The organism is Ruegeria sp. AB11 (genome assembly GCF_056536325.1).
The window spans coordinates 595,029-607,384 of the sequence record NZ_JBQFJO010000001.1 but is presented as its reverse complement, the minus strand read 5'-3'; the positions used below and the strand labels follow the sequence as shown (position 1 = coordinate 607,384).

18 protein-coding genes and 1 pseudogene are annotated in these 12,356 nt (G+C 54.4%); 11 read left to right on the top strand and 8 right to left on the bottom strand.

Translation table 11 applies throughout. The annotated features are described in order from the left end of the window. The first annotated feature begins 1 nt into the window (after position 1). Positions 2–268 (top strand): hypothetical protein, encoded by a 267-nt coding sequence (locus ACR3EJ_RS03205; protein WP_170473543.1) that lies wholly within the window; start codon positions 2–4, stop codon positions 266–268. Positions 269–278: 10 nt separating this feature from the next. Then, positions 279–923, top strand: a complete 645-nt coding sequence (locus ACR3EJ_RS03200; RefSeq protein WP_170546762.1) for a DUF1523 family protein — start codon at positions 279–281, stop codon at positions 921–923. A gap of 45 nt (positions 924–968) precedes the next feature. On the opposite strand, the pseudogene ACR3EJ_RS03195 reads toward ACR3EJ_RS03200, so the two are convergent. The 6 genes and pseudogenes from ACR3EJ_RS03195 to ACR3EJ_RS03170 form a co-directional block, all read right to left on the bottom strand. Then, positions 969–1,193, bottom strand: a pseudogene (locus ACR3EJ_RS03195) (flagellar basal body P-ring protein FlgI); the annotation flags it as partial. A gap of 77 nt (positions 1,194–1,270) precedes the next feature. After that, positions 1,271–1,681, bottom strand: coding sequence for a transglycosylase SLT domain-containing protein (locus ACR3EJ_RS03190; RefSeq protein WP_480422645.1), 411 nt, complete (start codon positions 1,679–1,681; stop codon positions 1,271–1,273). Between the two features lie 60 nt (positions 1,682–1,741). Continuing rightward, positions 1,742–1,948 (bottom strand): hypothetical protein, encoded by a 207-nt coding sequence (locus ACR3EJ_RS03185; RefSeq protein WP_480422643.1) that lies wholly within the window; start codon positions 1,946–1,948, stop codon positions 1,742–1,744. Between the two features lie 72 nt (positions 1,949–2,020). Further along, a complete protein-coding gene (locus ACR3EJ_RS03180) occupies positions 2,021–2,449 on the bottom strand; it encodes an Lrp/AsnC family transcriptional regulator (RefSeq protein WP_170546754.1) in 429 nt (142 codons plus the stop codon). A 56-nt stretch (positions 2,450–2,505) separates the two neighbouring features. Beyond that, entirely contained in the window at positions 2,506–3,825 is a 1,320-nt protein-coding gene (locus ACR3EJ_RS03175; protein WP_170546751.1) for an MFS transporter, read from the bottom strand. A 3-nt stretch (positions 3,826–3,828) separates the two neighbouring features. Beyond that, a complete protein-coding gene (locus tag ACR3EJ_RS03170) occupies positions 3,829–4,086 on the bottom strand; it encodes a metal-sensing transcriptional repressor (RefSeq protein WP_170546747.1) in 258 nt (85 codons plus the stop codon). Positions 4,087–4,219: 133 nt separating this feature from the next. Between ACR3EJ_RS03170 and ACR3EJ_RS03165 the strand changes: the two genes are divergently transcribed. The 7 genes from ACR3EJ_RS03165 to ACR3EJ_RS03135 all read left to right on the top strand — a co-directional run bounded on the left by ACR3EJ_RS03165 (position 4,220) and on the right by ACR3EJ_RS03135 (position 8,998). After that, entirely contained in the window at positions 4,220–4,834 is a 615-nt protein-coding gene (locus ACR3EJ_RS03165) for a ribonuclease D (protein ID WP_170546744.1), read from the top strand. After that, positions 4,831–5,793 carry a KpsF/GutQ family sugar-phosphate isomerase gene (locus ACR3EJ_RS03160; RefSeq protein WP_010442511.1) on the top strand — a complete coding sequence of 321 codons (963 nt, stop codon included), beginning with the start codon at positions 4,831–4,833 and terminating at the stop codon, positions 5,791–5,793. Before ACR3EJ_RS03165 ends, ACR3EJ_RS03160 begins: the two co-directional genes overlap by 4 nt. Positions 5,794–5,797: 4 nt before the next feature. Then, entirely contained in the window at positions 5,798–6,406 is a 609-nt protein-coding gene (locus ACR3EJ_RS03155; protein ID WP_170546741.1) for an LPS export ABC transporter periplasmic protein LptC, read from the top strand. 3 nt (positions 6,407–6,409) lie between these two features. Further along, the gene (locus tag ACR3EJ_RS03150) at positions 6,410–6,901 is read left to right on the top strand and encodes an LptA/OstA family protein (RefSeq protein ID WP_260023698.1); all 492 of its coding nucleotides are present in this window, start codon (positions 6,410–6,412) and stop codon (positions 6,899–6,901) included. Then, positions 6,901–7,659 (top strand): LPS export ABC transporter ATP-binding protein, encoded by a 759-nt coding sequence (gene lptB, locus ACR3EJ_RS03145; RefSeq protein ID WP_170473598.1) that lies wholly within the window; start codon positions 6,901–6,903, stop codon positions 7,657–7,659. Before ACR3EJ_RS03150 ends, lptB begins: the two co-directional genes overlap by 1 nt. Positions 7,660–7,911: 252 nt before the next feature. Next, a complete protein-coding gene (hpf, locus tag ACR3EJ_RS03140) occupies positions 7,912–8,475 on the top strand; it encodes a ribosome hibernation-promoting factor, HPF/YfiA family (protein ID WP_010442515.1) in 564 nt (187 codons plus the stop codon). A 58-nt stretch (positions 8,476–8,533) separates the two neighbouring features. Further along, a complete protein-coding gene (locus ACR3EJ_RS03135) occupies positions 8,534–8,998 on the top strand; it encodes a PTS sugar transporter subunit IIA (protein ID WP_170473601.1) in 465 nt (154 codons plus the stop codon). 587 nt (positions 8,999–9,585) lie between these two features. Here the strand turns inward: ACR3EJ_RS03135 and dalA are convergent. After that, positions 9,586–10,101, bottom strand: a complete 516-nt coding sequence (gene dalA / locus ACR3EJ_RS03130) for a divisome-associated lipoprotein DalA (RefSeq protein ID WP_170473605.1) — start codon at positions 10,099–10,101, stop codon at positions 9,586–9,588. Between the two features lie 169 nt (positions 10,102–10,270). Here dalA and ACR3EJ_RS03125 point away from each other — a divergent pair, with 169 nt between their 5' ends. Both ACR3EJ_RS03125 and ACR3EJ_RS03120 read left to right on the top strand, forming a co-directional pair. Next, the gene (locus ACR3EJ_RS03125) at positions 10,271–10,870 is read left to right on the top strand and encodes a L,D-transpeptidase (RefSeq protein WP_010442519.1); all 600 of its coding nucleotides are present in this window, start codon (positions 10,271–10,273) and stop codon (positions 10,868–10,870) included. Between the two features lie 139 nt (positions 10,871–11,009). Beyond that, entirely contained in the window at positions 11,010–11,192 is a 183-nt protein-coding gene (locus tag ACR3EJ_RS03120) for a hypothetical protein (protein ID WP_010442520.1), read from the top strand. Positions 11,193–11,270: 78 nt separating this feature from the next. Here the strand turns inward: ACR3EJ_RS03120 and hemH are convergent, their stop codons facing one another. Next, positions 11,271–12,320, bottom strand: coding sequence for a ferrochelatase (gene hemH / locus ACR3EJ_RS03115; RefSeq protein WP_170546738.1), 1,050 nt, complete (start codon positions 12,318–12,320; stop codon positions 11,271–11,273). Positions 12,321–12,356 lie beyond the last annotated feature (36 nt).

Sequence of the window (12,356 nt, the reverse complement as noted above, 5' to 3'; positions counted from 1 at the left end):
GATGTTCGGAGCAATGCGCCTGTTCCTGATCCTGCTGGTTGTTCAGACGATCGCCTATTTCGCGCTTTCTTTTTATTCGCGCAGCGTCAGGCGGCAGAAGCTGGAAACCTGGTGGGACGCGAAAGGCAAAACCGGCAACAAAGAAGCGTTTGTCGCGCGTGGTTTGCACGTCTACGACAATTCGTTCCGGCGCAAATTGATTTTGGGTGTCTATATTGTGCCTTGGGTGGCGATTGGCGCGCTGATCTACATCGTGAATTACATGTGAGGGTTAAGGCATGGCCTATGTAAAATGGGCGTTCATTATCATCTTCTGGGGCACGATTGCCGTGATCCTGCAGTATTCCCTGCCGCAGCACGACGTTGTGCGGATCGTCAACACCTATGAGGAACGTCAGGACCTGACGGATTGGACCCGGATTTTCTGGTCTGAACCCGAGGATCAATCCACCAGCCTGTCAAACCGCGATGTGCAGTTCATTCAGGCGGTGCGCGCCAACGGAAAGCCCATTGTCTATCGCAACGAAGACACCGGCTGGGGCTGGCCGCCCTATTTCAAGTTCGACACGGCGAACCTCTATACCGAGGCCAACGACGCGAAATCGACCAAGGAAAACCCCGATTGGGTGGTCGTAACGCATTACGGCTGGCGCAATGAGTTCATGTCGATCTTTCCTAACGCGATCTTCATTCGCCATGTCGATGGACCTGATGTGCGCATCATACCCTGGTTCAATATCATCTTCCTGACGATATTCGCGGCATTGGTATGGGCTATCTGGGTCCGGTGGCGCCGTTTCCGGCAAAAGAAGATCGACCCGGTTTTTGAAAACATGGAAGATGGTCTTTACGCCGCCAGTGATGCGATTGATGAAAAACGCAAAGGTTTACGCCGCTGGCTGGATAGTTGGAAATCCAATTAAGTCGAATTCAGAGAGGTTCTTTGTTGATAGCATTTGCGATACTGCTCATCTGACGATGAACTCAGCATGAAGCGCACCGGCAGCTTTTATGGTTTTCAAAATATCGATCATGTCGCGTGGCGATACGCCCAAGGCATTCAACCCGGCAACCACTTCGGAAAGAGTGGTTGCTTCGGGAATTTCCGCCAGTCCAGTTCCTTCTTCTTCCTCGATTCCGGCAAAAGTTCGCGGAACGACGACTGTTTCGCCACGCGCAAAAGGATTGGGTTGGCCGCCATCAACGCTAGTGCCAGCAGAATGGTCGGAGAGAACAAGGTGCGGGGATCGATACGGGGCACGGTCTGCTCCTAGTTGAACGTAATGAAGGCGGTGGCGGTGGTGGTATCGGGCACCAGAGACCCCAGCGCTTTCTGTTCGGCCGGATGTGCGCTCACGGGTATGAGCGGAGCTGCCGCAGCTGTGAATGGATCGCGTCGACTGACTAGGGGCGATCCGTTCAATTGCGCCAATACAGTTTGAAAGCGGTCTGAATACGCCGCTGCGTGCCGACGGGTCCGCGAATGGTAGGCCCCGGCAGCGGCAGGCCATGATCCAAGCTCCGCATAGAGCTGGGACAGAAATCGAGCTGCGTAAGCGGCGTTTTCGTCCGGATCGAACATTGCATCGATCGAGCGAAAGGCCTTGCCGTGCCAGCGGTAATTAATCTGGAAGCATCCCACATCAAAATTGCGAGTGCCGGATTTGAAGATGTCGAACACGTAAGATTTTGCTTCGACCTCAGAGGCGAACCAATAGCCTTGCCCCTCGCGATTGACGGTTCAGGGCCAAGGTTCCAGTCTACCGTCCAGCGTACGGCCTGTTTCGACCCGAGCAATTGCCCTGAGGACGTCAAGAGGAACGCCCTCGGCCTGAGCTGCACGGCGCGCGGCGTGATCGCACAGCGCGGCTGTCGATGTTGCATGTCCGGTGTGGGCCAGAAAGACATGCGCCAAAAGCGCAGCAATGAGAAGTTTATGAATTGGCATTCTGCCGGTCCGGGATTCTGGTCAGTCCCTCTCAAGCTAGCCAATTATCTGTTTACAGAGGGTTAGCGCATCTCAGTTTCGATCAATCTTGCGGCCGAAAACAACGCTGGTGTTAGTGCGCAAAACACCGGGGATGCGCGCGAGCTCGTCAACCAGAATATCAAGGTCCTCGATTCGTGGGGCTTCGGCCGACAGCAACAGGTCAAACTCACCATTGATCGACAAGCACAGCTTCACCTCGGGATAGGCTTTAAGCCGTTTGATGATGCGCGTGGTTTCCTTTTGCTGTACTTCTAGCAGCACAACGATCTGTACCTTCGGAGTGTCTTCGTTTTCTCGCAGTACGACGGAGTAACCAGCAATAACACCCCGCTCTTCCATGCGATTAATGCGTTCATGCACAGTTGTCCGGGCAACACCCAGCATTGCCGCGATGCGCGTAGTCGAGTCGCGCGCGTTGTGTTGGAGAGCGGCGATGATGCGTCGGTCAAGCTGGTCCATGCGGTCTCCGGGATGAGGCAGGTGTGTCCGGGTTTAAGGTAGATGCCGGGCAAAGCTCAAGGTTCATGAGGAATGCGAGGGTGCAACTCGTCAATGATGATCGGATGGGCATGCGGTTTGGGTCCAGCGAGATGCGGGTGATCCGGCGGCAGTTCCGGATGGTTGTGGACCACAGATTTTGCGTCGGTGCGAGGCCAAACCCTTATCACGAAGATAAGGCCCAAAACGGCAGCGGTGGCCATTCCGGCCATGGCGACCGTCGAACCAAACCAGGTCATCAGCGATCCGGCTAACGGATACAGCACCAACCAGCAGGCATGAGACAGTGTGAATTGAGCGGCGAAGACTGCCGGGCGATCTTCGGGATGTGCAGATCGGGTCAGCAGGCGGCCCGATGGTGTCAGTGTGCTGGAATATCCAAAGCCAACCAGTATCCAGATCGCAGTCAGCACGCTTAGCGTCATCGGTATGGTTGCGGCCAGAATAGCGGCCACCGCCATTGTTCCGGTTGCCATTGTGGCACCACTCAGCATGACACGACGATCAGGGATCCGATCCAGCAGGCGTGGCAGCGCGAACGCAGCCAACATCGAACCACCACCAAAACCGGCCAGTGCAATGGCAACAGCGCTTTCAGACAGGTCGAGATCACCACGCACGATCACGACGGTATTAACGATCACCATCGAACTAAGGGCCGCTGCGCTCCAGCTCAGAGCCAACAGGCCACGTAGGCGCGGGGTCTTGAGGTATATTCTGATACCACGGGTGGTTCGGTCATAGATGCCGCGTGGTTCTTTCGGTTTTGGGGAAGGCAGTGTTGCAGACACCACAAGCAGGGCGGAAGCGACAAAGCCAATACTGGTGCCCAGGAACAGACTGTCGAAACTGACGATCAATAAGAGTGCGGCGGCCAGTATCGGGCTTAGAAGACTTTCCAGATCGTATGCCAGACGCGACAGAGACAGGGCTTTGGTATAGTCCTGTTCGTCTGTCAGAACGTCAGGAATCGTCGCCTGAAAGGCCGGAGTGAACCCGGCAGAAGCCGATTGCAGGACAAAGATCAGCACATAGACCTGCCAAATTTCAGTGACGAATGGCAAACACAGAGCGACGATTGCACGCACAATGTCCAATGCCACAAGCATTCTACGCCGGTCCAAACGTTCGGCAAAGGCTGCGGCAAGAGGAGCCACAGTGACATAGGCTACCATCTTTATGGTTAGCGCGGTGCCTAGAACCAACCCTGCTGAATCTCCGGCCAGATCAAATGCTAAAAGCCCCAGCGCCACTGTCGCCAGACCGGTGCCTGTCAGGGCCACAATCTGGGCAGCCAGCAGATGCCGATAGGTACGATTTGTCAGGACGCTGAGCATTGGTCAGAGGTACTTGGTTATTGTTTTGAAGTCTTCGATGGCAGTCTGATCCGCTTCACCAGACAGGCAGTGATCAACATGATCATGGATCAGCACGCGCTTGGCGTTGGTGATAGCTTTCTCCACCGCAAAAAGCTGCTGAGCGATGTCAGCGCAGGGGGCTTCATCTTCGAGCATGGTGATCACCTTGGCCAAATGCCCGTGCGCGCGTTTCAGGCGCGCGGTGATCTGCGGGTGAGAATTATGGGTATGGGATGTCATGACGTATCCTTATCCCCCCCATGGGGTTATTGTCAAGTTAGTCGCGATGCTATAACTACGCGCGCACCGAGGACGTTGAGTTTGGCTGCGAAACCTCCTATCTCGGGGTCGAGACCGCACAAAGGAAGTCGGCGTGGCGAATTACCTCTATAAAAACGATCTGCCCGAAGGGTTGGATATGGGCCCGGTCGTGGCCATCGATTGCGAAACCATGGGGCTGAACCCGCATCGGGACCGGCTGTGTGTCATCCAGATGTCGGGTGGGGATGGAAATTGTCACATCGTTCAGGTCGAAAAGGGTCAATCATCAGCTCCGAACCTCTGTGCAATGCTTGAGGACCCAAATGTGTTGAAGCTGTTCCATTTTGGCCGCTTCGATATTGCAGCCATGTATCACGCGTTCGGTGTGCTTGCAGCGCCGGTCTATTGCACCAAGATCGCCAGCCGGTTGGTGCGTACCTACACCGACCGCCATGGCCTGAAGAACCTGTGTCAGGAACTGCTGGGTGTCGATATTTCGAAACAGCAGCAAATGAGCGATTGGGGTGCGGAAACCCTGACGGATGCTCAGCTGGACTATGCTGCATCGGATGTATTGTATCTGCACCGTCTGCGCGACGCGCTGGACGGTCGGCTTGCCCGTGAAGACCGTACCGAGGTGGCACAGGCCTGTTTTGATTTCCTCCCCACACGTGCGAAGCTTGACCTCGCAGGCTGGCCCGAAACCGATATTTTTGCGCACTCATGACAGATACTGAGTCCTTTTTGAAAACTGCACGCCAGGTCATCACCGATGAGGCCCGTGCCTTGGACGTCCTTGCCGAAGGCTTGGACGAGCATTTTGCCGAAGCTGTGCAGCTGATCCTGCAGGCCACAGGCCGCATCATCATCAGCGGTATCGGCAAATCCGGGCATATCGGCCACAAGATCGCGGCGACCTTGGCTAGTACCGGTACGCCAGCCTATTTTGTCCACCCGGCCGAGGCCAGCCATGGTGATTTGGGCATGGTCTCGAAAGGGGATGTGGTTCTGGCTATCTCGAACTCAGGTGAAGCGCCGGAACTTGCCAATCTGCTGGCCTTTACGCGGCGCTTCGGAATTCCGCTGATTGGTCTGTCCAGCAAACCCGAAAGCACGCTGATGAAGCAGGCTGACGTGCACCTGCTTATTCCATCGATGGGAGAGGCCTGCGGCTTTGGTATGGTTCCCTCGATCTCGACCACTCTGACGTTGGCGATGGGTGACGCTTTGGCAATCGCGTTGATGAAATACCGAGATTTCAGGCCCGAGGATTTTCGTGCCTACCACCCAGGAGGTAAACTGGGGGCGCAATTATCTACCGTGCGCGATTTGATGCACAAAGATATGCCTCTGGTAACTGCCGGTACTCCGATGAGCGAGGCACTGCTGGTTATGAGCCAGAAGAGCTTTGGGGTCGTTGGCGTTACTGATGAGGCCGGCTGTTTGCTGGGCATTATCACGGATGGTGACCTGCGTCGGAACATGGACGGGCTACTGAACAAAAACACCACCGAGGTAATGACCGAAAATCCTCTGACCATCGCGCCAAACGCAATGGCAGAAGAGGCGGTTTCGATCATGAATGATCGCAAGATCACTTCTCTTTTTGTGGTGGATCCCGAGACAAATGGTCCGACATCGGGGCTTTTGCATATCCACGATTGTCTACGTGTAGGGCTGGGTTAGGGAAATGGCCGAGGTGGATCGCCATTCCCGTTGGGTGCAGTTTCTGAAAGTTCTGCTACCACTGGCGGCGATTCTTATATTATCCTCTGTGTTTTTGCTGTCCCGCAGCATCGACACCAATGTGTCGGTGCCCTTCAGTGATCAGGATATTGGAGAGCGACTGACAGATCAGGTCGTTACCCGCCCTGACTACAAAGGTGTAACCCGCAAGGGCGAAGGGATTCGGGTCGAGGCTCGCCGTGCCAGCCAAAGCGGAGAACTAGAAACCCCAACGGCGTCTGAGGTTCAGGGGCGATTTGAGTTGAGCAGCGGTGGCGAGATTACACTTGAATCGAATACGGGCATGATCCGGCCGGACAAGGGCACCGCGACATTTGTGGGTGACGTAGTCATCACGACGGCGGATGGTATTCAGGTAACGACTGACCTTTTGAATACATCTTTGGATGAAATCCGCGGCGACAGCCCAGGTCAGATTGACGGAACGGGTCCGATTGGCGACTTTACCGCAGGGCGAATGATTTTTGGGACTGTAAAAAAGGACGGTCCGGTCCATATTCTTTTTACAGGCGGCGTGAAGCTGATATACGAGCCGCAAAAAGCAGAAAGATAACTTGTGTTCGATTTACGTGTCGCCGTTTTGTGTTGTGCCATAGCAGTTGGGGCCGCGCCTGCATTTGCGCAGGAGGCTCAGGTTGCATTTGGATCGGTGAACGCGGACCCGACCCTGCCGGTTGAAGTCACGTCCGAGACTCTGAACGTAAATCAGGAAGACGGCTCTGCCGAGTTTATCGGCAACGTGATCGTCATACAGGGTGAAATGCGCCTGACCGCAGATCGCGTTCTTGTCATCTATAACGAAGAACGTTCGGCCATTGATCGGATGGAGGCGACGGAAAATGTCGTTCTGGTCAGTCCACCTGACGCTGCCGAAGGTGATTGGGCGGAATACACCATCGATTCCGGTGTGATCGAAATGAAGGGCAATGTGCTGCTGACTCAGGGGCCCAGCATTATCAGCGGTGATCAGATGATCGCAAATCTGACGTCCGGAACCGCAACGATGTCGGGGCGCGTCAAGACGATCCTGCAGCAAGGTGGCAACTGATGAACCGTCCCGAATTGTCCATCGCTGAAGGCTCTTCCGGTCTGAAAATCGAGAAGCTGCGGAAGTCTTATCGCAAGAAGACCGTCATCCGTGACGTGTCTATGGAGCTGAACCGATCTGAGGTCGTGGCGCTGCTGGGGCCGAATGGATCGGGCAAGACCACCACGTTCTATTCGGTCGCAGGTCTGGTTTTTCCCGAGGCAGGTACCGTGACCATTGACGGGCAGAACGTCACGACTCTGCCAATGTATCGCCGTGCGCGGTTGGGTATCGGTTATCTGCCACAGGAAATGTCAATTTTCCGCGGTATGAGTGTCGAGGACAATATTGCCTCGGTTCTGGATATCACGGTCAAACACGCTCATCGCCGGAAAGAGCGGCTTGAAGAGCTGTTATCGGATTTCTCGATCGAACATCTGCGCCGCGCGCCAGCGCTTGCTCTCTCTGGTGGAGAGCGGCGCCGGGTTGAGATCGCGCGCTGTTTGGCCGCCGATCCGAATTATTTGCTGTTGGACGAGCCCTTTGCAGGGGTCGACCCGATCAGTGTCGGCGATATTCGACATTTGGTCGCTGATCTGAAGAAACGGGGTATCGGGGTTTTGATCACGGATCACAACGTCCGGGAAACGCTGGAAATTGTGGATCGCGCCTACATTCTGCATGACGGTCAGGTTCTGATGTCCGGCACCCCAGACGAGGTGGTGGAAAACGAAAATGTGCGTCGGGTCTATCTGGGCGAAAACTTCCGTATTTCATAAGTTTACGCGGAAATGCGCCGGGCGCATGGCGGAAATCTCGCATAAACACATCTGTTTTGATTGACTCTCCCGTCGTCCCTTGCATCAATTGGGACATGGCATTGCTTCGGTTCCAGTCAGGATCTCGATGTCCCTTCTTGGAAGGGCAGGATCAGCGGCAACCGCAGAAAATGCCGATACCCCCCACCCGATAAAAACAAGTCAGTCGCGTTACGCGGCGTCAGAATGGGTGTGAATTGTGAAGGAGATCACATGCGTTACCAAATCAGCGGAAAACAGATCGACATCGGTGCGGCGCTGCAGACCCACGTGCAGACCGAACTGGGCGAGGTCGTGGGCAAGTACGCCCAGCGACCGACTGACGCCAACGTCGTCTTTTCCCGTTCGGCGCATGAATATGTATGCGAAACCACTGTGCATCTGTCGACTGGCCTGACCGCTCAGGCCAAGGCTCATGCGACCGAGATTTATGCGGCGTTTGAAGGCTGCTGTGACAAGATGGAGACACAACTACGGCGTTACAAACGGCGCCTCAAAGACCACCATAAGGATCGATCCGAGCCGGTTGAACTCTTTGGCGCGTCCTCTTATATCCTCGCCTCTGACGAATCGAACACGGCGGATGAACCCGAATCGCTGCAGCCAATGATTGTGGCTGAGATGGAGACCAAGATCCCATCGCTCAGTGTTGGGGAAGCTGTTATGCAAATGGAACTTGCCGGTGCCCCGGTGCTGGTGTTCCGGAATGAGAACAAGGACGGATTGAATGTCGTATATCGTCGTGAGGACGGCAATATTGGCTGGATTGATCCGTAACAGGCAAGAATAGTCGGAACGCCCCCTCGCAGAGGGGGCACGGCTTAGGAGCAGATTGATGGAGCTTTCGAGTATTCTAAAGCCCGAAGCGGTGCGTGTATTGTCCGCTGCGTCCAGTAAGAAGCGATTGTTTCAGGAAATTGGCGACGTAGGCGCTGCGACGCTTGGGCTGGATGCGCAGGCCATCGTTGAAAGCTTGCTTGAGCGGGAGAGCCTTGGCCCGACTGGCGTTGGCCATGGTGTTGCGCTTCCACACGCTCGGTTGTCGGAACTGGAATCGGTCTCGGGTGTGTTTGTCATGCTCGAGAAACCCATCGACTTTGGCTCGGTCGACCGTCAGCCCGTTGATCTGGCGTTTTCGCTGTTTGCCCCCGAAGAAGCCGGGGTTGAGCATCTGAAGGCGCTGGCGCTGGTCTCGCGCACATTGCGTGAGCAATCAGTCTGCGCGAAGTTGCGGGCAAATCCTGATCCGGTAAAGCTGTATGCTATTCTGACCGAAGCTCAGTCGATGCAAGCGGCGTAAGGTGCTAAGAAACGAAGAATCCGTTGAACGACGGCAAGGTAATCATCTTTGGCGCCGCCTTTTGCTGGCAATACACGGCTGATCAGTCCAACTAAAGATGATCCCAAAGAAAACTGAATATGGCGGCTAGGTAGAGGCCGGCGATCACATAGATTTTGTGTCCTTCATCCACCCATTCCTGCATTGTTAATGTAAAGCACTTTAGGCGACATGCGTCGTGCGAACCTGTAAACTCGCCGCCGAGCATCAGGAATGTCGCGATTCCGCCGAACAAAATCAGCGATATCCATTTTCTGTTTTGTCTGGGTATCTTAATTCGCATTGGGATTGCTTAGAGGAACACGATGGATATCACCGTGAACAATGTCACGCTTTAGCAGATGCCGCGTAAGCAGCGTTAAAACCCAATGCAAGTTGCTATCCAACACCACCACACATATTAGTTCGCTGCAGTAGGCCGTTTGAGCTCACTTTTTACCAAATTGGCCTCTCTGAAATGACAGCACCCTCGCAAGTGTCTGCGAGGGTGCTCGTTTCGCATGGGTGATAGACAGTCAAAGGTTCGTTCGATCCTGTGACCGGATTACTCAGCCGCCGGTGCCCATCTCCAATGTCCACCAGATTTTACCGCCTTTTTCCTGGTGCCAGGCAAAGCCCATCTGTGTGGCTTTGGGGTCCATTATTACCGCACGCGGTCCGGGTTCCTGCATCCAAGCAGCCAGCGTTTCCGTCTCGGTCTCATAGGTCTCCGAGATCGCTTCGCCCAGGAAGGTGCCATAATATCCGACCCGCGAAGCCCGATCCAGGGGGGAAGACCCATCCGAACCAAAATGCCAGGGCCGATTTTGGCGGGCCATGTCCTTAGAGTGAGTCTCGGCGGCAGCGTTCAGCTGTGCGTTCAACTGAACTTGCTGCAGACCTGAGGCTTGCCGTAGTGCGTTTACTGAATCCAGCATCCGGAACTGCAACTTTTCTGGGTTGCCGCGGATTTTATAGACGCTCGGCAATGGCCTGCCATCAGCACCAAGAGTTGTCGTACCCGAATCGGTACATGCGGCAAGTGCGACTAAACAAATCGCTAGAAGAGAAAGAATACGTGTCATGATCGGCCTGAATTTAGTGTCAACCACGGAAATAGCCTGCCTGAGCGCCCAGAGCAAACGCACAAAGGCCCAACCTTGCGTGATTCTGCCGGTTTGATTTGCGACTGAAGCATTCTGGCCATAAAATATCACAGAAATTGCATTTGCTCATAACAAAGGACCGCTCAACATGGTCAAGAAAACTCTTTTGTCTCCGACGCGTCGCGGCTTTCTGGCGGCTGCCACTGCCAGTTTGGCTTCGCCTGCGCTAGCCCAATACATTCCGGGTGATCCGTTGCGCCCTGCGCCCGAACCTGAGCCTCAGGTACGACGCAATGTATCCGGATTCAGGGCGCTGGATTGGCAGCCTTACTTTTCCAATACCAGAAACGGCGCCATTCTGGTCGATACGGTATCCCGAGCGCTGCATTATTGGTCAGATGATCAATCCGTATACAAACTGTACCCCTCGTCAGTGCCATTGACCGAAGAATTGACCCGTCGTGGGCGCACCAGTGTCATCCGCAAAGTCGAGGGTCCAAGTTGGTCACCGACGCCATCGATGAAAAAACGCAACCCCGAATGGCCTGATTATATCCCGCCGGGACCTGATAACCCATTGGGAACGCACGCTTTATATCTGAGTTGGAAATATTATCGCATTCACGGCACCCATGATACACGCAAAATCGGCCGTCGGTCTTCGAACGGATGCATTGGTTTGTTCAACGAAGATATCGCTGAGTTGTTCTCAATGGCCAAGGTCGGTACGCAAGTGTTGCTAATTTGACGACATTTTCGCGCACGAACCTGCCATTTACGTAAGTTGCAATTGCAATCCATGGGGATAGCTGATTAGAAAAACTCACGAGGTAAGTCTTAGATGTGCGGTTTCGCTATTGGGAATCGCGCAAATTCTGGAGGTTAATATGAAGAAACTCGTTCTCGCTGCTGCTCTGACTGCTGCTGCTTCGACCGCATATGCTGGCAACCTGGAAGAGCCGGTTGTTGAAGCACCTGTTGTTGTCGAAGAAACCCAAGGTTCGTCGCAGGGCATCATCCTGCCGCTGATCCTGCTGGTTGTAGTTGCCGCAGCTGTTGCAGCAAGCTAAGTCGACGAGACTTTATCAATTTAAGAAGGCGGTGGTGCAAGCCACCGCCTTTTTTTGTGTGTTTGGTTAAGCGGGCCGTCATTCCAACCAGCCGCGCAAATTGTCTTGGATAACCTTGCTCAGTGCCGCGATATGCGAATCATCATCGTTGAGGCACGGGATATAGGTGAACGATTCGCCGCCCGCGTGTTCGAAGCTTTCCTTGATCTCTTCGTTGATCTCTTCCAGCGTTTCGATGCAGTCGGCAGAGAACGCAGGCGCGATAACGGCGATATTTTTCTTACCTGCCCGAGCAAGATCGGCCACATGATCGACGGTGTAGGGTTTCAGCCACTCTTCCGGCCCAAATCGCGATTGGAAGGTTGAGACAAGCTGGTCATCTGACCAACCCAAACGCTCTTTCAGAAGTCTTGAGGTTTTGACGCACTGGCAATGGTAGGGATCACCTTGCTGCAGATAGCGTTCCGGCATACCGTGATACGAGCAGACGAGGACATCCGGTTTGGTCTCCATCACTGCATAGGCACGCTCGACCGAACTTGCCAGTGCGTCGATATAAGAGGGTTCATCGAAATAGGCCGGCACAGTTCGGCTGGCCGGCTGCCAGGTTTCTTTCATCAATGCACGGAAGAATTGATCGTTCGCTGTGGCGGTCGTAGCCCCTGCATATTGCGGGTAGAGCGGGAAGAAAAGGATGCGATCACAGCCTTCTTCCACCATCTGGCGCACCTTTGAAGGGGTCGAAGGATTCCCGTAGCGCATGCAGAATTCGACCATGACCTGATCGCCATACTGTTCGTGCATCGCCTCGCGTATCTTGGCGGTCTGGTCCTTGGTGATCGTCATCAAAGGGCTTTCACCCTTGTCGTGATTCCAGATCGACTTGTACGCTTCGCCCGAACTGAAAGGGCGTTTGGTCAGGATGATGCTTTGCAGAATGGGCTGCCATTTCCAGGCCGGGTAGTCGATCACGCGCTTGTCTGACAAAAATTCGTTCAGATAACGCCGCATGGGCCAATAGCTATAATCATCAGGTGTGCCCAAGTTGGCCAGCAGGACACCGACACGTCCCGTTTTAACCTTGGGATGCTCAGCGGGCGCGTGGGTAGGACGAGTGGCATCAAACATGTGAAGCTTCCTGAATTTATGTGTCTGGTCTGAGAT